This window comes from Streptococcus sp. cx1 (genome assembly GCF_052384325.1).
GTDB lineage: Bacteria > Bacillota > Bacilli > Lactobacillales > Streptococcaceae > Streptococcus > Streptococcus salivarius_G.
In genome coordinates this window covers 124,413-147,979 of the sequence record NZ_JBQSUN010000006.1, presented here as the reverse complement: position 1 = coordinate 147,979, position 23,567 = coordinate 124,413, and the positions used below count along the sequence as shown (strand labels likewise).

At 37.7% G+C, this 23,567-nt stretch carries 24 protein-coding genes; 23 read left to right on the top strand and 1 reads right to left on the bottom strand.

Annotated elements, in window-relative coordinates; translation table 11 throughout:
- Window positions 1-27: 27 nt before the first annotated feature.
- The 6 genes from ACT170_RS09055 (at window position 28) to rpsU (ending at window position 4,914) form a co-directional block, all read left to right on the top strand.
- Entirely contained in the window at window positions 28-492 is a 465-nt protein-coding gene (locus tag ACT170_RS09055) for an 8-oxo-dGTP diphosphatase (RefSeq protein WP_002884748.1), read from the top strand.
- A 215-nt stretch (window positions 493-707) separates the two neighbouring features.
- Window positions 708-1,520, top strand: a complete 813-nt coding sequence (locus ACT170_RS09050; RefSeq protein WP_444818232.1) for a transporter substrate-binding domain-containing protein — start codon at window positions 708-710, stop codon at window positions 1,518-1,520.
- Between the two features lie 11 nt (window positions 1,521-1,531).
- On the top strand, window positions 1,532-2,329 hold the full coding sequence (locus ACT170_RS09045; protein ID WP_037601673.1) for a transporter substrate-binding domain-containing protein: 798 nt from the start codon (window positions 1,532-1,534) through the stop codon (window positions 2,327-2,329).
- Window positions 2,330-2,573: 244 nt separating this feature from the next.
- On the top strand, window positions 2,574-3,683 hold the full coding sequence (locus tag ACT170_RS09040; RefSeq protein ID WP_070476731.1) for an aminotransferase: 1,110 nt from the start codon (window positions 2,574-2,576) through the stop codon (window positions 3,681-3,683).
- Window positions 3,684-3,750: 67 nt separating this feature from the next.
- Window positions 3,751-4,545 (top strand): transporter substrate-binding domain-containing protein, encoded by a 795-nt coding sequence (locus tag ACT170_RS09035; RefSeq protein WP_037601831.1) that lies wholly within the window; start codon window positions 3,751-3,753, stop codon window positions 4,543-4,545.
- A gap of 192 nt (window positions 4,546-4,737) precedes the next feature.
- Window positions 4,738-4,914 carry a 30S ribosomal protein S21 gene (rpsU, locus tag ACT170_RS09030; RefSeq protein ID WP_002884573.1) on the top strand — a complete coding sequence of 59 codons (177 nt, stop codon included), beginning with the start codon at window positions 4,738-4,740 and terminating at the stop codon, window positions 4,912-4,914.
- Between the two features lie 158 nt (window positions 4,915-5,072).
- Here rpsU and mscL read toward each other — a convergent pair whose 3' ends face one another.
- Window positions 5,073-5,453 carry a large conductance mechanosensitive channel protein MscL gene (gene mscL / locus ACT170_RS09025; RefSeq protein WP_037601679.1) on the bottom strand — a complete coding sequence of 127 codons (381 nt, stop codon included), beginning with the start codon at window positions 5,451-5,453 and terminating at the stop codon, window positions 5,073-5,075.
- A 162-nt stretch (window positions 5,454-5,615) separates the two neighbouring features.
- Here mscL and dnaG point away from each other — a divergent pair, with 162 nt between their 5' ends.
- The 17 genes from dnaG to radC all read left to right on the top strand — a co-directional run bounded on the left by dnaG (window position 5,616) and on the right by radC (window position 23,562).
- Window positions 5,616-7,427 carry a DNA primase gene (dnaG, locus tag ACT170_RS09020; protein WP_444818231.1) on the top strand — a complete coding sequence of 604 codons (1,812 nt, stop codon included), beginning with the start codon at window positions 5,616-5,618 and terminating at the stop codon, window positions 7,425-7,427.
- A gap of 3 nt (window positions 7,428-7,430) precedes the next feature.
- On the top strand, window positions 7,431-8,540 hold the full coding sequence (gene rpoD / locus ACT170_RS09015) for an RNA polymerase sigma factor RpoD (RefSeq protein ID WP_002884252.1): 1,110 nt from the start codon (window positions 7,431-7,433) through the stop codon (window positions 8,538-8,540).
- Window positions 8,541-8,593: 53 nt separating this feature from the next.
- Entirely contained in the window at window positions 8,594-8,929 is a 336-nt protein-coding gene (locus ACT170_RS09010) for a metal-sulfur cluster assembly factor (protein WP_037602920.1), read from the top strand.
- A 10-nt stretch (window positions 8,930-8,939) separates the two neighbouring features.
- On the top strand, window positions 8,940-9,866 hold the full coding sequence (locus tag ACT170_RS09005; RefSeq protein ID WP_444818230.1) for a glycosyltransferase family 2 protein: 927 nt from the start codon (window positions 8,940-8,942) through the stop codon (window positions 9,864-9,866).
- 119 nt (window positions 9,867-9,985) lie between these two features.
- Window positions 9,986-10,837: a dTDP-4-dehydrorhamnose reductase gene (gene rfbD / locus ACT170_RS09000; RefSeq protein ID WP_002884247.1), complete on the top strand. Its 852-nt coding sequence runs from the start codon at window positions 9,986-9,988 to the stop codon at window positions 10,835-10,837.
- Between the two features lie 74 nt (window positions 10,838-10,911).
- A complete protein-coding gene (locus tag ACT170_RS08995) occupies window positions 10,912-11,607 on the top strand; it encodes a glycosyltransferase family 2 protein (RefSeq protein WP_173018418.1) in 696 nt (231 codons plus the stop codon).
- A gap of 5 nt (window positions 11,608-11,612) precedes the next feature.
- A complete protein-coding gene (locus tag ACT170_RS08990) occupies window positions 11,613-11,945 on the top strand; it encodes a DUF2304 domain-containing protein (protein ID WP_037611849.1) in 333 nt (110 codons plus the stop codon).
- Entirely contained in the window at window positions 11,938-13,215 is a 1,278-nt protein-coding gene (locus tag ACT170_RS08985; RefSeq protein WP_037611848.1) for a lipopolysaccharide biosynthesis protein, read from the top strand. Before ACT170_RS08990 ends, ACT170_RS08985 begins: the two co-directional genes overlap by 8 nt.
- Entirely contained in the window at window positions 13,212-14,222 is a 1,011-nt protein-coding gene (locus ACT170_RS08980; RefSeq protein WP_037611847.1) for a glycosyltransferase, read from the top strand. Before ACT170_RS08985 ends, ACT170_RS08980 begins: the two co-directional genes overlap by 4 nt.
- A 6-nt stretch (window positions 14,223-14,228) precedes the next feature.
- Complete coding sequence (locus ACT170_RS08975) at window positions 14,229-15,764, top strand: DUF2142 domain-containing protein (protein WP_037611953.1); 1,536 nt, start codon at window positions 14,229-14,231, stop codon at window positions 15,762-15,764.
- Between the two features lie 126 nt (window positions 15,765-15,890).
- Entirely contained in the window at window positions 15,891-17,039 is a 1,149-nt protein-coding gene (cps2T, locus tag ACT170_RS08970; protein ID WP_037611845.1) for a beta 1-4 rhamnosyltransferase Cps2T, read from the top strand.
- Window positions 17,036-17,992, top strand: coding sequence for a glycosyltransferase family 2 protein (locus tag ACT170_RS08965; protein ID WP_038676534.1), 957 nt, complete (start codon window positions 17,036-17,038; stop codon window positions 17,990-17,992). Before cps2T ends, ACT170_RS08965 begins: the two co-directional genes overlap by 4 nt.
- Window positions 17,976-18,785: an ABC transporter permease gene (locus ACT170_RS08960; RefSeq protein WP_037611841.1), complete on the top strand. Its 810-nt coding sequence runs from the start codon at window positions 17,976-17,978 to the stop codon at window positions 18,783-18,785. Before ACT170_RS08965 ends, ACT170_RS08960 begins: the two co-directional genes overlap by 17 nt.
- A complete protein-coding gene (locus ACT170_RS08955) occupies window positions 18,785-19,990 on the top strand; it encodes an ABC transporter ATP-binding protein (RefSeq protein WP_037611840.1) in 1,206 nt (401 codons plus the stop codon). Before ACT170_RS08960 ends, ACT170_RS08955 begins: the two co-directional genes overlap by 1 nt.
- Window positions 19,991-20,010: 20 nt before the next feature.
- Window positions 20,011-21,045, top strand: coding sequence for a glycosyltransferase family 2 protein (locus ACT170_RS08950; protein ID WP_037611839.1), 1,035 nt, complete (start codon window positions 20,011-20,013; stop codon window positions 21,043-21,045).
- On the top strand, window positions 21,042-22,826 hold the full coding sequence (locus tag ACT170_RS08945) for a rhamnan synthesis F family protein (protein WP_037611837.1): 1,785 nt from the start codon (window positions 21,042-21,044) through the stop codon (window positions 22,824-22,826). The genes ACT170_RS08950 and ACT170_RS08945 overlap by 4 nt, the downstream gene beginning before the upstream one ends.
- Before the next feature lie 49 nt (window positions 22,827-22,875).
- Window positions 22,876-23,562, top strand: a complete 687-nt coding sequence (radC, locus tag ACT170_RS08940; RefSeq protein ID WP_049545259.1) for a RadC family protein — start codon at window positions 22,876-22,878, stop codon at window positions 23,560-23,562.
- The last annotated feature ends 5 nt before the right edge of the window (window positions 23,563-23,567 follow it).

The following is a 23,567-nucleotide window of genomic DNA, read 5'->3' as shown; positions in this document are numbered from 1 at the left end:
AGGCATTATAAGTAAGAAAGGAAATATATGTCACGTTCACAAGCAACTATTTTAACTAATATGTGTCTCATCGAAGATGGCCGTGGAAATATTGTCATGCAAATCCGCGATCCAAAGCGTTATTACTGGTCGGGAGCAGCCCTACCTGGTGGCCATATCGAAGCACATGAAGGTCTGGTAGAATCAGTTATCCGTGAGGTTAAAGAAGAAACTGGCTTGACCATCAAAAACCCTAAATTAGTTGGTATGAAGCATTTTTACACGACAGATGATGAGCGATATCTAGTATTCCTTTATAGAACTTCGGATTTTGAAGGAAAACTCCATTCAACAGAAGAAGGCGAAGTTCGTTGGGTTGCTCGAGAGGAGGTAGCTAATATGGATTTAGCTTATGACATGCTCAATCTACTACGTGTCTTTGAAGAAGACAATCTCTCAGAACTTTTCTATCGGGAGCGACTCGAAAATGACTTTATCCGAGAATTTTGGTAATAAAATGAACTATTTATTCAAGCGAATGAATAGTTTTTTATCATTAAAAAAATACATATAATGGCTTAAAATAAAGGAAATTCCGAGTGATTGACTAGCAAAAAATTAATAAAAATAAAAAATATAATCAATGAAAGTCTAGTTTTCCATTGACAAATGAATAATAATACATTATTATACTTACATAGTTAATAAATATAGAAAAGAGATTGATTATGAAACCATGGAAAAAACTTTTATTGGGACTCGCTAGTGTCTTTGCTTTGACAGCTTTAGCGGCTTGTTCTTCATCGACTAACACTTTAGATAAAGTTAAAGATAAGGGGACCTTGACTGTCGCTCTTAATCCCCACTTTGCTCCTTTTGAGTTTAAAACAATCCAAGATGGTAAGGATACTATTGTTGGAGCAGACATCGAAATTGCCAAGGCCATTGCAGATGAGCTTGGTGTGAAAGTCAAATTCTCTGAAATGTCCTTTGACAATGTCCTAGCCAGCGTCCAATCTGGTAAGGCAGACATTGCCATTTCAGGAATCTCAGCTACTGAAGAACGTCAAAAAATCTTTGATTTCTCAGATACCTACTATGAGTCTGAAACAGTTCTTGTTGTTAAAAAAGATGCGACAGGAACTTACAAACAAACCGGTGATTTTGCTAAAAAATCTGTAGCCGTTCAAAAAGGTTCTATTCAAGAAAACATCGCCAAAGCCAACTTGTCAGATGCTAATGTGGTATCCTTGGCACAACCTGGTGAAGCTATCAATGAATTGAAATCTGGTCAAGTTGAAGGAGTGGTTCTTGAAAAAGCCATTGCACAAGGTTATGTAGATCAAAACAGTGATCTAGCTGTGTCAGACATTACGCTCAAGTCAGATTCAAAAGATGCCTATGCCGTCGCAATGCCTAAGGGAAGCGATAAACTAAAAGCAAAGGTTAATAAGGTTATCGCTAAACTCAAAAAAGAAGGTAAGATTGACAGCTATGTTCAAGATGCCTATGCTCTTTCACTTAAGAGTTCTAGTAAATAAGGGGTTATTATATGAAGAAAGTTTGGTTTATCCTTACAGCTCTAGTCGCCACGTGCTTTCTAGTTGCTTGTAGCGGAAGTCAGGGAGTAAGTCCCAAAACGATTAAGGAAAAGAAGAAAATTGTCGTGGCAACAGAATCTGAATTTGCGCCTTTTGAGTTCAAATCGTTGGTTAACGGCAAAGATACGCTGGTTGGAGCAGATATCGAATTGGCCAAAGCTATCGGTGAAAAACTTGGTGTAAAGGTTGAATTTTCAGTGATGTCTTTTGATAATGTTCTTGCTAACGTGCAAAGTGGTAAAGCCGATATCGCCATTGCAGGGATTTCGGTGACAGACGAACGTAAGAAGGTTTATGATTTTTCTGACAGCTACTATACGTCAGAAAATGTAGTGATTGTCAAAAAAGACAAGGTAAATGACTACACAAGCACTGATAGTCTCGCAAAACAAACGGTCGGTACGCAAAAAGGGTCTGTCCAAGAAACCGTTGCTAAGAAACAAATCCCTAAGGCAAGTGTCGTATCACTGTCTTCAAATGGTGAAATGATTAACGAACTCAAGTCAGGTCAGCTTCAAGCAGTTGTACTTGAGAAGGCCATTGCAGAAGGTTATATCGCTCAAAATGATGATTTAACCCTTGCCAACTTTAATCTCAAGTCAGATGGCACAGATGCTTATGCCGTCGCAACACGTAAGGGTTCAGATGACTTGCTTAAAGAAATCAATGCCGTCATCAAAGAGACTAAGGACTCTGGAAAATTTGACCAATGGTTGAAAGAAGCATCAACCTACAAACAAAGTAAGTAAATTTAAAACTTCCGAGCACCTGAAAATAGTAAATTTCAGGTGCTTTTATCACGGTGGAAGGTTTCGTTTGACACTCGCTTTGCCCACTAAAGAGAGTCTCAAAAATAGTCTTAAATCTAAAATGGGGCAATCCCCCATTTTTTATTGAATTCTCTGTTAAAAACAGTTATTATCAAAGTAGGTAAGTCTGTCAAAATAGACAAATGACATCGTATAGAGTGCTTAAGAAAAGCAAGGAGAAACTATGAAGCTACCACGTTTTGGTGTTGAAGAATGGCTTAATGTCCATGAAAAATCTGCCATATATGATATCGCAGGAGTTTCAATTAAGGCCCTCACAATGGAAGAATTATTTGACCTGTCAGGCCTTGATAAGGACGCCTTTTTTGCCCAACTACTAAAGAAAAAGATGGATTACGGCTGGATTGAGGGGTCACCAGAGTTCAAGACTCAAGTGGCTAGCTTATACAAGAACATGCCGGTTGATAATATCCTCCAAACCAATGGGGCTACAGGAGCGACGATGCTAGCTCTTTACGCTCTTATTGAGCCTGACGACCATGTCATTTCCATGTATCCGACCTATCAACAGCTCTATGACATTCCTAAGTCGCTAGGGGCAGACGTGGATCTCTGGGAGGTTGAAGAGGACAAGGGCTGGTTGCCTGATTTGGACCAACTCCGTCGTCTGATTCGCCCTAATACCAAGATGATCTGTATTAACAACGCCAACAATCCTACCGGTGCCCTTATGGACGCTGCTTACCTCGAGGAGCTGGTGGCTATCGCTAAAGAAGTAGACGCCTATATCTTCTCAGATGAGGTCTATCTCAGTTTTGACCAGCCTACGCCTTCTATTGTGGATTTGTATGAAAGGGGCATTGCCGTCAATAGTCTGTCAAAGACCTATTCGATTCCTGGTATTCGAGTTGGTTGGGTAGCTTCTAATACTGAGGTGGCAGACATTCTGCGGGACTACCGCGATTACACAATGATTTGTGCAGGTGTCTTCGACGATATGGTGGCTACCCTTGTTTTAGAAAATAAAGAAGCCATCTTGGAACGTAATCGTCAGATTGTAGAGGAAAATCTAGCTCTTATGGACGTGTGGATTGCCAAAGAGCCTAAGGCTAGCTGGATTCGTCCTGCCAGTGTGTCAACTTCCTTCGTCAAATTAGATGTTGACCGTCCCATTGAAGAGTTCGCCTTAGAGCTTCTTCAGGAGTACGGTGTGCTTGTGGTTCCAGGTAACCGTTTTGACAAGGAGTCGCATGTCCGCATTGGTTATTGTTGCGATAAGGAGGTCCTTCAAAAGGGCTTGGAAAAACTGTCGCAATTTCTTAATAAATGTTGACAATGCTACTAATTTTAAGTAAAATAACAAGCGAAAAATTATATTTATACAGGAGTTTCTTATGAAAATGAAAAAACTTTTCCTTGGGGCTATGGCTCTCCTTGCTACTGTGACTTTAGTAGCTTGTGGGTCAAAAAAGGATGCTTACTTATCCATTAAAGAAAATAAAAAACTTGTCGTGGCTGTCAGCCCAGACTATGCTCCATTTGAGTTCAAAACTTTGGTAGATGGTAAAGACCAAGTAGTTGGTTCAGATATCAAGTTGGCACAAGCTATCGCTGATGAACTCGGTGTTAAGCTTGAAGTTACAACAATGAGCTTTGACAATGTCCTTTCTAGCCTTCAATCAGGTAAGGCTGATCTTGCTATTTCAGGTATCTCAGTAACAGACGAACGTAAGAAAACCTTTGATTTCTCATATCCTTACTACGAAACACAAAATGCTATCATCGTTCGCAAAGATCAAGAGTCTACTTACTCAAGTCTTGATGCTTTCAAAGGTAAGAAAGTAGCAGTTCAAAAAGGTACCATTGAAGAAGGCCTTGCTAAGAAACAATTGAAAGATTCAACAGTCGTATCACTTACAGCAATGGGTGAGGCGATTAACGAGGTGAAATCTGGCCAAGTTGATGCTGTTGACCTTGAAAAACCAGTAGCAGAAGGTTACGTGGCACAAAATTCAGATTTGGCTTTGGCAAGCGTTGCCCTCAAAGTTGATGATGGCGATGCAAAAGCAGTCGCTATGGCTAAAGGCAACGAAAGATTGAAAGAAGTAGTCAACAAAGTCGTCAAGAAATTGAAAGCAGATGGTACTTACGACGAGTACATCAAGGATGCTTCTAAATACACAGCAGTTGAATAAATCAGTAGCTAGGGGAGATGCCTCCTCTAGTTTTTGTATAGGAAAAAACTTGGATAGTTTTAGTAGACTTAGAAGTCAACTGTAATAGCAAAAATTCCTAAACTTAAATATATTTCTTGACAGAAAAAGGCGAGTCTTGTATACTTGAATAGAACGTGTAAAATGTTACATTATCTTGAGGAGGTGAATTCAATGTCAAAAACAGTAGTACGTAAAAACGAATCACTTGACGACGCTCTTCGTCGTTTCAAACGTTCTGTGACTAAAGCTGGTACTCTTCAAGAGGCTCGTAAACGTGAACATTACGAAAAACCTTCTGTAAAACGTAAACGTAAATCAGAGGCAGCTCGCAAACGTAAAAAATTCTAATTAAGAATGAAATTAACAGAAAAAAGCTTGAGTCTTCTCAAGTTTTTTTCTTTTCATCGAATAAAGAAGTCGGTTAGTAGGTATGAGATACAAAAAATAAGACGTCTGAGATTTCAGACGTCTTAAGTTTCATATGTCTTTAGTTGAACAAATAAAGATTATTTGTTTGCAAGAAGGTCGCGGATTTCAGTAAGCAATTCTTCTTGTGATGGACCTGCTGCTTCAGCAGCATCTTCAGCTTCTTTTTTGCTAAGAGCAGTTGCTTTGCTAGCAGCTTTAACAACGAAGAAGAGAGTAGTACCAACGATGATGAAGTTGATAACTGCGCTCAAGAAGCTACCGTATGCGATACCGTTCCATGACAATTTAGAGAGGTTTTCAACGTTAGCGGCCTTAACAACTGGGTTAAGGATAAGTGGTGTGATGATATCACCAACAAGTGAAGTGATGATAGCGTTGAAAGCAGCCCCCATAACAACGGCTACAGCAAGATCAAGGACGTTACCCTTGAACAAAAAGTCTTTAAGTTCTTTAATCATTTTGACAATGAATCCTTTCTTTTATTTACTTTTAATAGTTTATCCGATTTTGTAAATCTTGACAAGAGATTTGCTCATGAAAAATTGATTTTATTTTACTTTCATTTTTCATCGTGTTATAATTAGGGGTAATGCAATTATGGTAAGATAGGGGGCGATCAGATGGTGATTGATAAAGCTTTAATAGAAGATATTAAGAGCAGTACCAACATCGTCGACGTGATTGGCGAAGTTGTCAGTCTTAATCGTGCAGGTCGCAATTACCTGGGTCTCTGCCCCTTCCATAAGGAGAAAACCCCCTCATTTAATGTTATTGAGGACAGACAGTTTTACCATTGTTTTGGTTGCGGAAAGTCTGGGGATGTCTTTAAATTTTTAGAGGAATACCGTCAGATTTCTTTCCAAGAAAGTGTTAAGGTTCTGGCAGACCGCTTAGGTATTGCAGTTAGGATAGACGCACCAAGACAGGCTCAGCAACAGAATTCTCCTAATCAAGCCTTCTATGATCTTCATGAGGATGCGCTTAAGTTTTATCACGCAGTCCTGATGACGACCAAGATAGGAGAAGCAGCGCGTGCCTACCTCTATGAGCGTGGTATGACTGACGATTTACTTAAGACCTTCCAGATTGGTCTAGCCCCTGACGAACCAGATTATCTCTATCAGTCTGTATCAAAAAAATATGACGAAGAGGTACTGACAGAATCAGGTCTTTTTAATCTTTCTGAAAGTAATCGTCTTTTCGATACTTTTAAGAATCGAATCATGTTTCCGCTTAAGAATGAGTTTGGAAAGACTATCGGTTTTTCTGGGCGTGTTTGGACTAAGGAAGATATTGAAAAAGGACAAGCCAAGTACAAAAATACAAGGGCTACTCGTATTTTCAATAAGTCCTATGAACTCTACCACCTCGATCAGGCTAAGCCAGTGATTCAGAAAACCCATGAGGTCTATCTGATGGAGGGGTTTATGGATGTCATTGCGGCCTATAGGGCTGGGCATGTTAATGCAGTGGCTTCTATGGGAACGGCTTTGACCCCTGAGCATGTCAGTCGTCTTCGTAAGTTAACCAAGAAAATTGTTCTTACCTATGATGGTGATAAGGCTGGGCAAAATGCGATTGCCAAGTCTCTTGAGCTTTTATCGGATTTTCAAGTAGATATTGTTAAAATTCCAGATAATATGGATCCTGATGAATATCTACAGAAAACATCTGAAGAGGCTTTGGGTAAACTCTTGGTCGAATCCCGCATTTCAGATGTGGAATTTTGGATAGGACAGCTCAAGCCTGCCAATGTAGACAATCTTCAAGCAGAGATTGCCTATGTCGAGCAGATTGCTAAGATTATTGCCAAGTCCCCTTCTGTGACGGCACAAAATTCCTACATTTCTAAGGTGGCTGACCTTTTGCCAGACTTTGATTTTTTCCAAGTCGAGCAAGCGGTCAATAACGAACGATTGACTATGAGGAATCAGCAGACGGCTCAATTATCGGCTGCTAGTAATAGTGCTTATGAGTCTTCAGCATCAGGATTCAGAGGGACGGTCAAACTACCTTCTACACCTAAGATTACAGGTCTTCGTCGAGCGGAAAATCAACTCTTCCATCGCATGTTAAATCATCCGATGATTTTGAATGACTATCGCATGAGAGAGGAGTTTTTCTTCGAAACACCTGAGTTAGAGGAGCTCTATCATATTCTGAAGCAAGATGGTCAAATCGATACAGTGGCCTTGTCTGTACTTTCTCAAGAGGTGCAAACAGCCTATTATCAGGTTTTAGAGGAGATTTTGCCACCTGAAACCAGTTTAGAGGAAGTCCAGGCTATTGAAGAGCGTAGAAATCATTTTCTGAGGGAACAGGACTTCCGTAGGCAAAGTAAACAAATAAGAGAATCAAGTAACCACGGTGATGTGGCTGCAGCGGTAGAAGCGCTGCAAATGCTCATCGACCAAAAACGAGATATGGAGTAACACATGGCAAAGAAAAAACAAAATACAGCATTTAACGTTCAAGTCGCTGATTTCATCCGTAACCACAAAAAGGCTGGTACAGCAATTGATGATGAAGTCACAGAAAAACTAGTTATCCCATTTGTTCTTGATGCTGATGGGATTGATGACCTTTTGGAACGTTTGACAGACGGTGGTATCTCTATCACTGATAAGGACGGAAATCCTTCATCTAAATATGTTGTTGAAGCCCCAAAACCAGAAGAGTTGACAGATGAGGAACTTCTTGGTTCAAACTCAGCTAAGGTCAATGACCCTGTTCGTATGTACCTCAAAGAGATTGGGGTAGTTCCTCTCTTGAGTAACGAAGAGGAAAAAGAATTGGCTATCGCTGTTGAAAATGGTGACTTGGAAGCTAAACAACGTTTGGCAGAAGCCAACCTTCGTTTGGTAGTCTCAATCGCTAAACGCTATGTAGGACGTGGTATGCAGTTCTTGGACTTGATTCAAGAAGGTAACATGGGGCTTATGAAAGCCGTTGATAAATTTGACTACTCTAAAGGCTTCAAATTCTCAACTTATGCGACATGGTGGATCCGTCAAGCGATCACACGTGCCATCGCAGACCAAGCACGTACCATCCGTATCCCAGTTCACATGGTTGAAACTATTAATAAATTGGTGCGTGAGCAACGTAACCTCTTGCAAGAGTTGGGACAAGACCCAACACCTGAGCAAATCGCTGAACGTATGGATATGACTCCAGATAAGGTTCGTGAAATCCTTAAGATTGCTCAAGAGCCAGTTTCTCTAGAAACACCTATCGGTGAAGAAGATGATAGCCATTTGGGTGACTTTATCGAGGATGAAGTTATTGAAAATCCAGTAGATTACACAACTCGTGTGGTTCTTCGTGAACAATTGGATGAAGTGCTTGATACTCTTACAGACCGTGAAGAGAATGTTCTTCGTCTTCGTTTCGGTCTTGATGATGGGAAGATGCGTACTTTGGAAGATGTTGGTAAAGTCTTCAACGTCACTCGCGAACGTATTCGTCAGATTGAAGCTAAAGCCCTTCGTAAATTGCGCCACCCAAGCCGTAGTAAACAACTTAAAGACTTTATTGAAGACTAAGATAGTAAATGGAAGGGGCCTGATTATTAGGCCCTGATTTTGGAGGAAAAGCTATGTCTGAAGTAAAATACACTGAAGCAGAAATTGAAAAAATCAAGGATCGTATCTTGGAAGCTTTAGAAATGGTTATTGACCCTGAGTTGGGGATTGATATTGTCAACCTTGGCCTTATTTACGATATCCGTTTCCAGCAAGATGGCTATACTGAAATCGATATGACCTTGACGACTATGGGATGCCCACTGGCAGACCTTTTGACAGACCAAATTTATGACGCTATGAAAGAAGTGCCAGAAGTCACTAAGACAGAGGTTAAATTGGTCTGGTCACCAGCATGGACTATCGAAAAGATGAGTCGTTATGCCCGTATCGCCCTAGGTATTCGTTAGGAGAAATCTTATGAAAACACTGGCTATCGTTGTTCCTTGTTATAACGAGGAAGAGACTATTCATCCTTTTTTAGAGGCTTGTCAGGCAGTTGAACGACAAATGGCCAATCAGTTGACTTTCAACTATTACTTTGTCAATGACGGTTCAAAAGATCGCACCTTGGAAGTTTTGAGACAAGTTTCAAAGCAATTTGAAAATGTTCACTATCTCTCTTTCTCTCGTAATTTTGGGAAGGAAGCGGGCTTACTTGCAGGACTTGAGGCAGCCCAAGGCGACTATATCACAGTTATGGATGCCGATCTTCAAGATCCACCTGAACTGCTCATCGAGATGTATGCCAAAATCCAAGAAGGTTACGACGTTGTGGGGACACGACGTGCTGACCGCAAGGGTGAGCCACCTATTCGTTCACTCTTTGCTAAGGCCTTCTATTGGTTGATTAATAAAGTTTCTGATACTGAAATGGTGGATGGGGCACGTGATTTCCGCTTGATGACTCGTCAAGTCGTTGATGCCATCCTTGAGCTCAAGGAAGTCAATCGCTTTTCAAAAGGCCTCTTTTCTTGGGTTGGCTTTGACGTGGCCTACGTCTCTTATGAAAATCGTGAACGTGTGGCGGGAGAGACTTCTTGGTCTTTCTGGAGCCTATTGAGTTACTCACTTGATGGCTTTATCAACTTCTCAGAAGTACCCTTGAAGCTTGCCACATGGGCAGGAACCTTCTCATTCTTAATCTCCTTGGTTGGAATTGTCTTTGTCGTTATCCGAAAACTAACTATAGGTGGGAGTGTTGCAGGCTGGGCAAGCCTTGTCTCAATCATCCTCTTTATTGGAGGAATCCAACTCCTAGCCTTGGGAATCATCGGGAACTATATTTCAAAGATTTTCCTAGAAACCAAGAAACGACCGGTTTATGTTATTAAAGAAAAAGGGTGAAGATAACCAGCTATTTATACAAATAAATTTGTTGTATAGAATTATTTATGAAAGCAGATTTTTTCTGCTTTTTTTGATAAAATTAAAGTGCTATTAATGAAAATTACAAGGAGAAAAATATGATTCTAGTAACAGGTGCAAATGGTCAACTTGGAACTGAGCTTCGTCACCTTCTTGATGAACGTAACGAAGAATATGTAGCAGTAGATGTGGCAGAAATGGACATCACTGATGCTGCCAAAGTAGATGAAGTTTTTGCGGAAGTAAAACCAACCTTGGTTTATCACTGTGCTGCTTACACAGCTGTTGATGCTGCTGAAGATGAAGGTAAAGAGCTTGACTATGCTATCAACGTGACAGGTACTGAAAATGTCGCTAAGGCTGCTGAAAAACATGGTGCAACGCTAGTTTATATTTCAACAGACTACGTTTTCGATGGTGAAAAACCAGTCGGTCAAGAGTGGGAAGTTGATGACAAACCAGATCCACAGACAGAGTATGGTCGTACAAAACGCATGGGTGAAGAGTTAGTCGAAAAACATGTGACTAACTACTACATTATCCGTACTGCGTGGGTGTTCGGTAACTATGGTAAGAACTTTGTCTTCACTATGCAAAACCTTGCTAAAACTCACAAAACACTTACAGTTGTTAATGACCAACATGGTCGCCCGACTTGGACACGTACTTTGGCAGAGTTCATGACTTATTTGGCTGAAAACCGTAAGGAATATGGTTACTATCACTTGTCAAATGATGCAGCAGAAGATACAACTTGGTATGACTTTGCGGTTGAAATCCTCAAAGATACTGATGTTGAAGTGAAACCTGTTGATTCAAGCCAATTCCCAGCTAAAGCTAAACGCCCACTTAACTCAACAATGAGTTTGGCTAAGGCTAAGGCTACAGGATTTGTCATTCCAACATGGCAAGATGCTTTGAAAGAGTTTTACAAACAAGAAGTGAAATAAGAATCAAGGTCAGTTAAATAGATTTGAATATATTTGACTGACCTTTTTAATAGAGTTTTCAGGAGAAACTACGTATAAAAATGTCAGATTTACTTATTATTATTCCAGCCTATAACGAAGAAGGCTCGATTGAAAATGTTGTTAACAACATCATTCAAAATTATCCTCAATATGACTACGTCATTATCAATGATGGCTCTCGTGATAAGACTTCACAAATTTGCCATGAGAATCATTACAATATTGTTGATTTGCCAGTGAATCTCGGTCTTGCGGGAGCTTTTCAAACAGGTTTAAGATATGCATATGAGCATGGTTATAAAAAAGCGGTGCAATTTGATGCAGATGGTCAACACTTACCAGAATATATTCAAGGTCTGGAAGAAAAAATCAATGATGGCTTTGATTTAGTTATTGGTTCTCGATTTGTTACAGAGAAACGACCAAATTCTTTACGAATGTTAGGTAATATCTTAATTAGTTCAGCTATTAAACTTACCACTGGTAAGACAATTAAGGACCCAACTTCAGGAATGAGAATGTTCTCAGAAGATTTAATTAAAGAGTTTGCACTCAATATTAACTATGGTCCAGAGCCAGATACTGTGTCTTATCTCATCCGTAATGGTGTAAAAGTTGCGGAAGCACAAGTTAGAATGGAAGATAGACAAGCGGGAGAAAGTTATTTGACTCTTTCTCGTTCTATTAAATATATGACACATATGTTTGTGTCAATTCTACTCATTCAAAACTTTAGAAAGCGAGGCTAGACTCCATGACTATTTGGTTTCAAATTGTTCTAATTTTTGTATCTCTAGCGACAGTTACCTTTATTCTTAGAGGGATTAGAAAATCTCAAGTACAAATTAATGATTCACTATTTTGGATTTTCTTCTCAGTAGTATTGCTTATATTTAGCGTCTTTCCAAAATTAGCTGAGATTATTGCGAGTGCGTTAGGAATTGTTTCGGCGGTAAACTTTATTTTTCTCTTTATCATTTTCCTTCTACTGATTAATCAATATCAATTAACAGTTCGCTTGTCTAAACTTGATACAAAGTTCAAAAACTTAGTACAAACAATTGCCTTGAGAGGGAAAGATGAGTAAAAAAAGTCAGCTTCCAGATGCAAAAACGATATATTTTTGGAATCTGCTGGGAAATTTAGCAGCTTCAGGTGTATCGGTTTTATATCTCTTAATCGTTACTCGATTGACTTCGGCGTCTCTAGCTGACCAATTTAGTTTGGTATGGTCTATCGGGACTCTTTGGGTAGTTATCGGTCTTTTTCAAGTTCGAAATTATCATGGAACAGATGTAAGGCAGAAGCATTCGTTTAGAGCGTACTTTCAAGCCCGCATTCTGACGATACTTGCCATGATAGTAACACTGTTACCTTATTTAAAGATAATAGGGGGTAATAGATATACCTCGTCTGTTATTTTAATGGCGTTTCTGATGATTTTATATCGAGCTTGGGATTCAGTCTCTGATCTTTTTCAGGGGTTGTTTCAACAACGTGAGCGTATGGATATTGCAGGAAAGACCATGTTCTATCGTTATTCGACTAGTACGGTGGTCTTGTTTCTTGCTTTGCTTATTTCAAAATCTCTTATTACATCCTTGCTAGCTTTGACCATTTGGAATGGACTTTTTATTCTATTATATGAGTTTAGGTTTGTTCATCACTTCGAATCAATTAATTGGAGAGGAGTATTTGACCTAAGGAAGATTCATGAGTCTCTGGATATCCTTAAGGAGTGCTTCCCACTTTTCTTGAACGGTTTCATACTACTTTATGTTTTAAATGAGCCTAAATTAATCATTGAGCGAGGTTTATCTGAGGGAGTATTACAAACAGGAATGCAAAGAGATTTCAATATTCTCTTCATGCCTGTCTTTTTCATGAGCCTTATTATTCTAATGGTTCGTCCTTTGATTACACAACTTGCTTTTTTGTATGTGGATAAAGAATATGAGAAGTTTGATTCGATTATCAAAAAACTTTTGCTTTATATCATAGGTGGTGGGTTACTAGTAGTTTGTTTAGCTTATTTACTAGGAGTCCAAGTATTAGGACTAGTCTTTGGATTAGATTTAGCATCTTATCAGGTACCATTTACAATTTTGATTTTAGCTGGAGTTTTGTACGCTGTCGCGATTATTTTTGAAAACATCCTTACCATTATGCGAAAGCAACACCTACTGATTGCTATTTATGTTGCAATGTTGGTTGTTACTTTATTAATTACTAAGACATTTATCTATTCGTGGGGGATGCTTGGTGCTTCATTAGCATTTTTAGTAGTTATGATTGTGTATGTGTTTGGTATTTCAATTATTTATTTTAGAGAAAGAATTAAAGAGAGAAGACAATGACTTACGATTTGACTGTAATTATTCCAGTATATAATATGGAAAACTTACTTTCTAATTGCTTAGACAGTATTGTAGAGCAAAATAAACTTGAAGAATGTTCACTGAGAGTAATATGTGTAAATGATGGAAGTACCGATAATTCTAAAAAAATCATAGAAGAGTATTCAAATAGATTTTCATTTATTGAACTCCTTAACAAAGAAAATGGTGGAGTTTCTTCTGCTAGAAATGCAGGGCTTGATTTGGTAAGTGATAGTGAATATGTCACTTTTATTGATCCTGATGATTCTATTTGTCCAGATTATATTCAAAACTTTATTTTGAATAAAGGTAGTGATGTTATTTACTTTGATTTTGATTTAGTTGATTCGGAGGGGAAATTACTTAAGCACTTAAATGTGAATCCTTTTTATTCGAAGTTAGAATCTGAAGAAGTGAATCTACGTTATTTCCTATTAACAAAACATGCTTCTTGGACTAGAATTTATAGGTCAGAATTCTTAAGTAAATTTCGTTTTCCTATAGGAAAAATTTACGAAGATATTGCTTTGATGCCATATATAACTTCTCTATGTTCTAGCGTGAGCTATATTCAAATACCAATATATAAGTATACGGTGAATACTGCCGGCTCTATCATGAATTCTAATAAATCGAATATATTTGATATTTATGATTCATTAAAGTATTTATTTGATTTATTTAATGATAAATTCGAAACCTATAAGGATGAGCTGCAATATTTAGCAATTGAGCACCTATGTGTCGGACATACTTATCGTTTGTTAAATTACCCTGAGGCTACAAAACAAGATTTTAAAGATATTATTATCTTTATGGAGAAGTATTTTGGAAAACATTGGGATAAAAATAAGTATGTTAAACGTGGAGTTCAAAAAGTAAATATTAATTCATCGCTATCATATGTTGTCCCTGTATTTTTGAAATTCTTAAAATACGGTGGTTTTAGTGTTTGGCCAGTTATCAAAAAATTGAAAGGTAGTTGAGTGATAATGCGGACAGATTTAATTGCTTCAAAAATGCAGGAGGTTTCTTCTGATTTTTTGAAAAATTTACGTAAGCACTGGATGCAGGTTATCCTGGTTTGGCTTACAATTGGAGTAATATATATATATTTAGGTGGTAGTCTTGTAAATCTTCCTAAAAGTTTATTATTAGTAACAGGTATATTCTTTTCTATCATTATTTTATTACCAGGGAAATTTTATAACAAAATAGCCATTGCTATTGTACTTTCAGGAAGTTTATTTGTTGTTTCTTCCCCTAACCTTGACATTCCAGATGAGAATGCACATTTTGCTCGTGCCTTATATGTAGCAGATTTCCATGCTTATCTACCGAAAAAAGACAAGGATTTAAAAGTCTCAGATGATGTTAGTAAGGTTACTAAAGAGTTTAAAGTTCCTTTAAAACAAACTGGTTTAGATAAGATAAAGGTATCTTTTAAAAAGGTACATTCTTCACTCTTTATTGTTACCAATGCATCATCATTTATCCCTTACATTCCTCAAGTGATTGGTATTTGGATAGCAAGGATTCTAGGACTTAGTCTCCTATGGTTAGTCATTTTAGGTCGTTTTTGTAATTTAGTGTGTTATGCTTTAATTACTCGTCTTGCTATAAAAAAAGCTAAAGGTTTTGAAATTCTTTTTGGCACCATTGCTTTGTTACCAATGTGTGTTTATTTAGCGGCTTCTTTCAGTACTGATGGAATGGTTAACGCATTAACGTTTTATTTGATAGCACAGTTCTGTTATCTGATAAATAGAGAACAAAAAGTAAGTTTAAGAGATATGATCATTTTTGCAGCACTGAGCTTAGTTTTAGCAACGATGAAATTACCATATGTTCTTTTAGTGGGCTTATTATTGTTTATACCAAAGGAAAAGATGACAATTAAGAAGAACTATCTTTATGCAGCTCTATTAATTTTTGTTACCGCCATATTAAGTTTCTTATGGTTGAAGCAATCGAGTGATATTAATGCAAGTAAGGTAACTCATGGTGCAAACCCAGTGGACAAGATAAAATTCACTATTGCACATGCTAACGTCTTTTTCAAGACCTTCCTTCGGGAATGGATTGACTTGATTCCCAATAAGATGGGGTCATTATTTACTTTCGGTTGGTTAACCTATGGTTTAGGTAATATTTCGTGGTATTATCTTATCTTTGTAAGTTCTATTATTTTAATGCTTCCTCAACCTTTACCTTTACCAAAAATTAGTAAAATTGGTACTGCACTTGTAGCTATTGGAATTTCATTTGGTATTTTAATGACTTCATATCTTATGTGGGGCCAAACTGCTGATATTAGTTTTGCAGGTGTTCAAGGTCGTTATTTCACAGGTGTTTTACTCCTATTAGGTTTGTTTGTTAACTGTTCAAGAGTATTTTATCCTCAAAATAACATAGACTTCGATGAGACAATTGATAGACGAGAATACTTTGTTTATGTTATTGCCAATCTGTTTATATTGATGTCAGTAGTATTGACAATTCTTCAGTATTACGGTGTGAAGAACTGAATTTCTAGCATTTTATAAATAGTTTTTTTAAGCAGTCCTTAGTGGCTGCTTTTCTGTTTGCATTAGGCAAAAGCTTTGTAAAATGGTATAATTGACTAGATTATAGACTTGTTAGAAAGGGGATTTATGCAACACGTATTCATTATCGGAAGTCGTGGACTTCCAGCAAAATACGGTGGTTTTGAGACATTTGTAGATCAATTAGTCTCCAACCAAGTTTCATCCCAAGTTAAATACCATGTTGCCTGCCTTTCTGATCAAAAGGCCTATGAGCATTTCGAATATAAGGGTGTAGATTGTTTCACGATTAAGGCACCGAAATTAGGACCGGCTCGCGTTATTGCCTATGATATGATGGCTATTAATTACGCTTTGAAGATAATCCATGAGGAAAATATAGAAGAACCGATTTTCTATGTTCTAGGAAATACTATAGGTGCTTTTGTGGCTCCCTTTGCTACTAAGATTCATAAAATTGGTGGTAAATTCTACATTAATCCAGATGGTTTGGAGTGGAAAAGAGCTAAGTGGCCCAAGCCAGTACAAGCTTATCTAAAGTACTCTGAGAAAGTAATGACAAGACATGCTGATTTAGTTATCTCGGATAATCCAGGCATTGAAACTTATATTCAAGATGCCTATCCGTGGTCTAAGACAACTTATATTGCTTATGGAACAGACTTATCACCGACAAGACTTACAAATCAGGATGCTAAAGTTAGAGATATTTACAAGACGTGGAACACTTACGAGAAAAACTATTATTTGATTCTTGGTCGTTTTGTTCCAGAAAATAACTATGAAACGGCCATTCGTGAGTTTATGAGTTCCTCAACAAAACGTGATTTAATTATTATTTGTAATCATGAGGGCAATGCTTATTTTGAGGAATTGCGTTCTAAAACACAGTTTGATACGGATCCACGTGTGAAGTTTGTTGGAACAGTTTATGATCAAGACCTATTAAAATATATTCGCAAAGAAGCCTTTGCTTATATTCATGGTCATGAAGTTGGAGGAACCAACCCTGGCTTACTGGAAGCTATGGCACAAACTGATTTGAATTTAGTATTAGGCGTCTCATTTAACCGGTCAGTAGCTCAAGATACAGCTTGTTATTGGAAAAAAGATGAGGGCAATCTGTCCTATTTGATTGATCAAGTAGATGGTGTTTTAGATTACTCTGAACTAGGAAAGTTAGCTAAGGAGAACATGGAACAGAACTTTACTTGGAAAAAAATTGTAGGTGAGTACGAGGAGTTATTTTTATCATGAAAGTAAATATCTTACTGTCAACCTACAATGGTGAGCAGTATTTAGCAGAACAAGTGAAGAGTATCCAAGAGCAAACCTATCAAGAGTGGAAACTTCTCATACGTGACGATGGTTCATCTGATGGGACAGTTGAAATTATTAAACAACTGGCTGCACGAGATTCACGTATTCACTTTATCAATGAGAATCATGTTGAAAACGTTGGTGTAATCAAAAGTTTCCATGCCTTACTTAAGCATGGGGAGGCAGACCTATACTGTTTCAGTGATCAGGATGATTTTTGGCTTCCTGAAAAAATCTCACTTCAAGTGGCAGAAGCCAAAAAGTATTCTCAGGATAAACCTTTACTCATTTACACAGATTTAAAGGTAGTGGATGAAAATTTATCTGTCCTGCATGAGAGTATGATTCGTACTCAGTCTGACCATGCGAATACTGAGCTGATTCAAGAGTTGACTGAAAATACAGTTACTGGTGGCGTTGCTATGATAAACCATGCTTTAGCAGAACTATGGACTGGTGAGGAAAAGCATGATTTACTGATGCATGACTGGTATCTGGGTTTGCTAGCTTCTGCCTTTGGTAACTTAGTCTATATTGATGAGCCAACCGAGCTTTATCGTCAGCATAGCAGTAATGTCCTTGGCGCCCGAACTTTGCGAAAGCGGATGAAAAATTGGGTTAGACCCCATATCCTTTTTGCCAAATATTGGAGTCTTATCAAAGCTAGTCAAGATCAGGCTAGAAATTTGTTAGAACTCCCGTTAAGTTCACAGAATAAGGAAATCATTGAAAACTTTGTGACAATTATGGATGCTCCATTTAGAGAACGTTTAGCACGTATCCGAAAATACGGTTATCGAAAAAATAGAGCTTTTCACACAACTGTGTTTACGACATTGATTCTTACAAAGTTTGCATATAGAGGAGAGAAAGATGTTAGACTTTTTTAGTCAGAAAAATCGTATTTTGTTACGAGAAATGGTTAAAACCGATTTCAAATTGCGCTATCAAGGTAGTTTAATCGGTCATTTGTGGTCTATTTTGAAACCACTTATGCTCTTTACAATCATGTACCTAGTGTTTGTTCGCTTCTTGCGTTTTGACGACGGAACACCGCATTACGCTATTGGCCTCTTAATTGGTATGGTTACATGGAGTTTCTTTTCAGAAGCGACGAGTATGGGTATGATGTCAATTGTATCAAGGGGTGACTTGTTACGAAAATTGAATTTTTCGAAAGAGATTATCGTCATTTCATCTGTTGTTGGGGCTTCAATTAACTATATTATCAACCTACTTGTTGTCTTTGTTTTTGCCTTGGTAAACGGTGTTAATTTTTCAGTTGGATGGTTGACAGTTATTCCATTATTTGCGGAACTTTTCCTTTTCTCAGCTGGTATTGCCTTTGTCTTAGCAACGCTCTTTGTTAAGTACCGTGACATTGGTCCGATTTGGGAAGTAGTTATGCAAGCTGGTATGTATGCGACACCCATTATCTATTCATTGACATTTATTTTGCAACGTGGACAAGTTAAGATTGCAAAACTGATGATGTTGAATCCTTTAGCACAAATTATTCAGGACTTGCGACATTTTATTGTCTTCTCAGGTAGCTTACGTGGTTGGGATTTAATTGGACATAAGGCTATTGCTATCATTCCGTATTTCCTACCACTTGTTATCTTTGCTATTGGTTACTACATTTTCCATCATCAAGCTAAAAAATTCGCGGAGATTCTCTAATGACAGAAAAGAAAATTGCAGTTAAAGTGGACCATGTAAGTAAGTTTTTCAAATTACCGGTTGAGTCTACTCAAAGTCTTAGAACTGCCCTAGTAAATAGGTTTAAAGGAATCAAAGGCTATAAAGAACAACATGTCTTGAAAGACATTGACTTCGAAGTTGAGGAAGGTGATTTCTTCGGAATCGTGGGACGAAATGGTTCAGGGAAATCAACATTATTGAAGATTATTTCTCAAATTTATGTTCCTGAACAAGGGACGGTTACCGTAAATGGCAAAATGGTTTCATTTATTGAACTTGGTGTCGGTTTCAACCCTGAATTAACTGGACGTGAGAATGTTTATATGAACGGAGCCATGCTTGGCTTTACGACGGCAGAAGTTGATGCCATGTATGATGAGATTGTTGAGTTCGCAGAGCTTGAAGATTTCATGAACCAAAAACTCAAGAACTACTCGTCTGGTATGCAGGTCCGTTTGGCTTTCTCTGTGGCTATCAAGGCACAGGGTGATGTTCTTATCCTTGACGAGGTTCTTGCAGTAGGTGATGAAGCCTTCCAACGTAAGTGTAATGACTACTTTATGGAACGTAAGAAATCAGGGAAAACAACAATTCTTGTAACCCATGATATGGGAGCTGTTAAGAAGTACTGTAACAAGGCTATTTTGATTGAGGACGGATACATTAAAGCCAAAGGCGAGCCTAGAGACGTTGCCAATCAATATAGTTTTGACAATACAGAACAAGTAATCACTTCAGAACAATCAGGAATTGAAAGAAGTGGTTCAGTTGTGGAAAATCTGAAGTTATCACTATTGTCTTCTAAGAGAGCGACACCAAATGAACCAATTTCATTTGATTTGATGTATACTCTGCTAGAAGATGTGCCTACTTATATTGCTATCTCATTTACAGATATTGATCGTAATATTTGGATTTACAATGATAATACGATGGATAATTTAACAAGTGGCAAGGGTGATGTTAAAGTAAACTATCAGTGTTCACTGGCAGGGCTAAACGATATTAAGTTAAAACTCGAAATTACTGTAAGGGATGCGAATAACCAAGTTCTAGCCTTTCTTCCAGCTGATGAGATTCCAGTTATTGTTCTAAATAGGGATGATATTGATGAAGATGACGAGTCAGCTAAAGATTCTGCAACTGGTATTATTCAAAGAAATGGGAAGTGGAGTTTTTCTTAAGAGAAAAAAGGGAAGTTTGAATGAAAGTATCGATTATTTGTACCAATTATAATAAGGGGGATTGGGTACGAGAGGCTATAGATAGCTTTCTCAATCAGAAAACTAATTTTGATTTTGAGATTATTATCATTGATGATGCTTCAACAGATCATTCGTATGAGATTATTCAAGAGTATCAAAAAAAGTTTCCTGAAAAAGTTAGAACTTTTCGTAATGAAGTGAATCTTGGCATTACTAGAACATGGAAAAAAGTTTGCCAAGAAGCTAAGGGTCAATACATCGCGAGATGTGATAGTGATGATTTTTGGACGGACCCATTAAAACTTCAAAAGCAAGTTGATTTGCTAGATGCTTCAACGGATTCACTATGGTCAAATACCGAATTTGACATGGTAGACCTAGACGGAAATCTTATCCAAAAAGATGCCTTTGCTAATAAGGCACTTCCTTTGATTGATTCTTACGAAGAGATGCTTGTCATGAAAGGAATGACAATGGCTTCAACCTGGGTGGTTGATACCGCTCTTATGCAAGATGTATCTGCTCAAATTAGCGATACAGCTGCAGACGATACATTTGAGTTGCAACTTGAATTATTCAAACGCACTAAAATTTCTTTTTTGAGTGATTCCACTACTGTATATCGTATGAATTTGGGATCTGATTCAAAACCTATGACATTGGAGACTGCTGAAAGGCGGTTCACTGGTATCTTAGATTCTCAAATTAAATATCTCAACAAGTATCCAGATCAGGATATTCAAAGAATTTCACACTTGGCCCTCGTTAAGGATCGTGATTTGGATATCTTAGTTTTTAAAAAAGACCGTCAGATAGAAGACTTGAATTTGAAACTAAATCAGGTATCACAGATTTCTCATGACCAAAATGAGTATATTGAAGTCTTGAAGAAAGAAAATCAAGATTTTCAAAGTGAGTTGAATCGTATACAGAGTTTATATGATGACTTACAAATCCAATATAACAGTGTTGTTACTTCGAGAAGATGGACAATACCAACTAAAATTATTAATTTCTTTAGGAGAAGTAAATGAAACGTCTATTGCTTTATGTTCATTTCAATAAATATGATCATATTAGTCGACATGTATTTTATCAACTTGAACATATGAGACCCTTGTTTGATAAATTGGTTTTTATTTCAAATAGTCGTCTTAGTGAAAGTGAAGTACAAAAGCTTCGTGATAAACACTTGATTGATGATTTTATCCAACGTGAGAATAAGGGTTACGATTTTGCTGCTTGGCATGATGGTATGGAATTTGTTGGATTTGATAACTTGAAACAGTATGATTCTGTCACTGTTATGAATGATACCTGTTTTGGTCCTCTATGGGATATGGCACCAATCTATGATAAATATGAATCAAACCCAAATGTAGATTTTTGGGGTATGACTAATCATCAAGGAATCAAGGCTGGTGATATTTATATTCATGAACATTTGCAATCTTACTTTATTTCATTTAAAAAACGTTTAGTTGAATCTAGTGTTTTCCAAAAGTTCTGGAAGTCAGTTGAGAGTTTCGAAGATGTTCAAAAGGTAATCGATAATTATGAAACTCTTTATACCAAGAAGTTTATGGATGCTGGATTTAAGTATGAATCGATTCTTAATACGATTCCACTAAATGATAAGTTTTTCCATAGTAATTTTACAATTCATTATCCTCATGTTTTGCTTGATGCAGGGGTTCCATTTATTAAGGTTAAGACATTTGATTTAACCCAGCACCTTGCACCTTATTTGCTTAAGGAAATTGAGAATAGAACGGACTATCCGGTAGAATTCATTTTGTCACACATGTCGGATATGAGTTTACCGACTCCACCTTATTTACTTGATCGCAAAGTCATTGAGGAAAGCTCAGAGACATATTCAGACACTAAAAAAATTGCTGTACATCTTCACACCTACTATGTCGACTTACTCGAAGACTTTTTGAAGCAATTTGAGAATTTTCACTTTACTTATGACCTCTTCTTAACAACGGATTCTGAAGAGAAGAAGGAAGAGATTCAGTCTATCCTTGATAAGAATGGAAAAGTAGCTCGAATCTTTATTACTGGGAATCGTGGACGTGATGTTATTCCAATGCTTAAGTTGAAAGATGAACTTTCTGCTTATGATTATATTGGACATTTCCATACGAAAAAATCACCAGAATACCCTTATTGGGTTGGAGATTCATGGCGAAATGAACTTTTCTCAATGTTAATTCAACCTGCTGATAATATTATTGCAAATCTAGAACGTGATGATAGGTTAGGGCTTGTAATTGCTGATATTCCAACTTTCTTCCGTTATACTAAAATTGTGGATCCTTGGAATGAGAATCGTTTTGCCGAAGGAATGAATGATTTATGGGAGCGTATGAATCTTGGTCGAGAAATTGACTTTGATAAGATGAATACTTTTATCATGAGTTATGGAACATTTATTTGGTTTAAATATGATGCTTTGAAACCGTTGTTTGACCTTGATTTGCAAGATGAAGAAATCCCAGCAGAACCAATTCCTCAACATACCATTTTGCATTCAATTGAGCGTATTCTAGTTTACCTCGCATGGGCAAGACGTTATGATTATGCGATTGCAAAAAACGATATCTATATTACGCCTTTTGTAGATAATGTTGTGTTAAATATCCGACCTGATACTTTACCAAATACCTATATTAATTTTGATAATATCGGTGGTATAAAAGGTGCTCTCAAATATATTATTGTAGGTCCAGGAACTGCTGTGAAGTATATTTTGAGAAGAATAAAACGTAGATTTACATCCAAGAGTAGTAAAAATACTATGAAATAGTAATTATCCCCCTCCCACTTACGAATAGGTAAGTAGGAGGTTTTTTCTTATGTATAGTATTGTATCTGAGGAGTCGGGACTTTTGCCTCGTGAGCGACTCTTACAGAAGGGTGCAGAGGTTTTATCGGACCAGGAGTTGTTGGCGATAGTGCTGCGAACAGGGACCAAGTCTGAGTCGGTCTTATCTATGGCTAATCGTATTTTGAAAGGGATGACGAGTTTGGCGGATTTGTCTCGCTTGTCCCTGAATGAGCTTCAGGAGATTCCTGGTATTGGGCGTGTGAAGTCTATTGAGCTGAAGGCTATGGTGGAGTTGGCTAAGCGGATTGAGAAGGCTGAGTTGGCTCGTTCCGAGCAGATTATGTCCAGTCAGCAGGTGGCCCGTCGTATGATGTTGGATATTGGGGACAAGCCTCAGGAGCATCTGGTGGCTATCTATTTGGATACGCAGAATCGTATTATTCAGCAAAAGACGGTCTTTATTGGTGGTGTTCGACGTTCGATTGCCGAGCCACGTGAGATTTTGCATTATGCTTGTCATCTGATGGCAACGTCCTTGATTGTGGTTCACAATCATCCGTCAGGTGAGGCCTATCCGAGTCGCAATGATATTGATTTTACGCAAAAGATTAAGCGGTCTTGTGATGATTTGGGGATTTGTTTGCTTGATCATCTGATTGTTGGCAAATCGACCTATTATTCCTTTCGAGAGGAGAGGGAGGATTTTGAGCTTTAGATGGA

What these genes read in the sequence shown, in the direction of transcription:
- dnaG (WP_444818231.1), top strand. Translation starts at nt 5,616, where the DNA reads ATGGTGATTGATAAAGCTTTAATAGAAGATATTAAGAGCAGTACCAAC.
- ACT170_RS08975 (WP_037611953.1), top strand. Translation starts at nt 14,229, where the DNA reads ATGCGGACAGATTTAATTGCTTCAAAAATGCAGGAGGTTTCTTCTGAT.
- ACT170_RS08985 (WP_037611848.1), top strand. Translation starts at nt 11,938, where the DNA reads ATGAGTAAAAAAAGTCAGCTTCCAGATGCAAAAACGATATATTTTTGG.
- mscL (WP_037601679.1), bottom strand. Translation starts at nt 5,453, where the DNA reads ATGATTAAAGAACTTAAAGACTTTTTGTTCAAGGGTAACGTCCTTGAT.
- rpoD (WP_002884252.1), top strand. Translation starts at nt 7,431, where the DNA reads ATGGCAAAGAAAAAACAAAATACAGCATTTAACGTTCAAGTCGCTGAT.
- ACT170_RS08965 (WP_038676534.1), top strand. Translation starts at nt 17,036, where the DNA reads ATGAAAGTAAATATCTTACTGTCAACCTACAATGGTGAGCAGTATTTA.
- ACT170_RS08945 (WP_037611837.1), top strand. Translation starts at nt 21,042, where the DNA reads ATGAAACGTCTATTGCTTTATGTTCATTTCAATAAATATGATCATATT.
- radC (WP_049545259.1), top strand. Translation starts at nt 22,876, where the DNA reads ATGTATAGTATTGTATCTGAGGAGTCGGGACTTTTGCCTCGTGAGCGA.
- rfbD (WP_002884247.1), top strand. Translation starts at nt 9,986, where the DNA reads ATGATTCTAGTAACAGGTGCAAATGGTCAACTTGGAACTGAGCTTCGT.
- cps2T (WP_037611845.1), top strand. Translation starts at nt 15,891, where the DNA reads ATGCAACACGTATTCATTATCGGAAGTCGTGGACTTCCAGCAAAATAC.
- ACT170_RS08980 (WP_037611847.1), top strand. Translation starts at nt 13,212, where the DNA reads ATGACTTACGATTTGACTGTAATTATTCCAGTATATAATATGGAAAAC.
- ACT170_RS09050 (WP_444818232.1), top strand. Translation starts at nt 708, where the DNA reads ATGAAACCATGGAAAAAACTTTTATTGGGACTCGCTAGTGTCTTTGCT.
- rpsU (WP_002884573.1), top strand. Translation starts at nt 4,738, where the DNA reads ATGTCAAAAACAGTAGTACGTAAAAACGAATCACTTGACGACGCTCTT.
- ACT170_RS09055 (WP_002884748.1), top strand. Translation starts at nt 28, where the DNA reads ATGTCACGTTCACAAGCAACTATTTTAACTAATATGTGTCTCATCGAA.
- ACT170_RS09010 (WP_037602920.1), top strand. Translation starts at nt 8,594, where the DNA reads ATGTCTGAAGTAAAATACACTGAAGCAGAAATTGAAAAAATCAAGGAT.
- ACT170_RS08990 (WP_037611849.1), top strand. Translation starts at nt 11,613, where the DNA reads ATGACTATTTGGTTTCAAATTGTTCTAATTTTTGTATCTCTAGCGACA.
- ACT170_RS09040 (WP_070476731.1), top strand. Translation starts at nt 2,574, where the DNA reads ATGAAGCTACCACGTTTTGGTGTTGAAGAATGGCTTAATGTCCATGAA.
- ACT170_RS08960 (WP_037611841.1), top strand. Translation starts at nt 17,976, where the DNA reads ATGTTAGACTTTTTTAGTCAGAAAAATCGTATTTTGTTACGAGAAATG.
- ACT170_RS09045 (WP_037601673.1), top strand. Translation starts at nt 1,532, where the DNA reads ATGAAGAAAGTTTGGTTTATCCTTACAGCTCTAGTCGCCACGTGCTTT.
- ACT170_RS08955 (WP_037611840.1), top strand. Translation starts at nt 18,785, where the DNA reads ATGACAGAAAAGAAAATTGCAGTTAAAGTGGACCATGTAAGTAAGTTT.
- ACT170_RS08950 (WP_037611839.1), top strand. Translation starts at nt 20,011, where the DNA reads ATGAAAGTATCGATTATTTGTACCAATTATAATAAGGGGGATTGGGTA.
- ACT170_RS09005 (WP_444818230.1), top strand. Translation starts at nt 8,940, where the DNA reads ATGAAAACACTGGCTATCGTTGTTCCTTGTTATAACGAGGAAGAGACT.
- ACT170_RS09035 (WP_037601831.1), top strand. Translation starts at nt 3,751, where the DNA reads ATGAAAAAACTTTTCCTTGGGGCTATGGCTCTCCTTGCTACTGTGACT.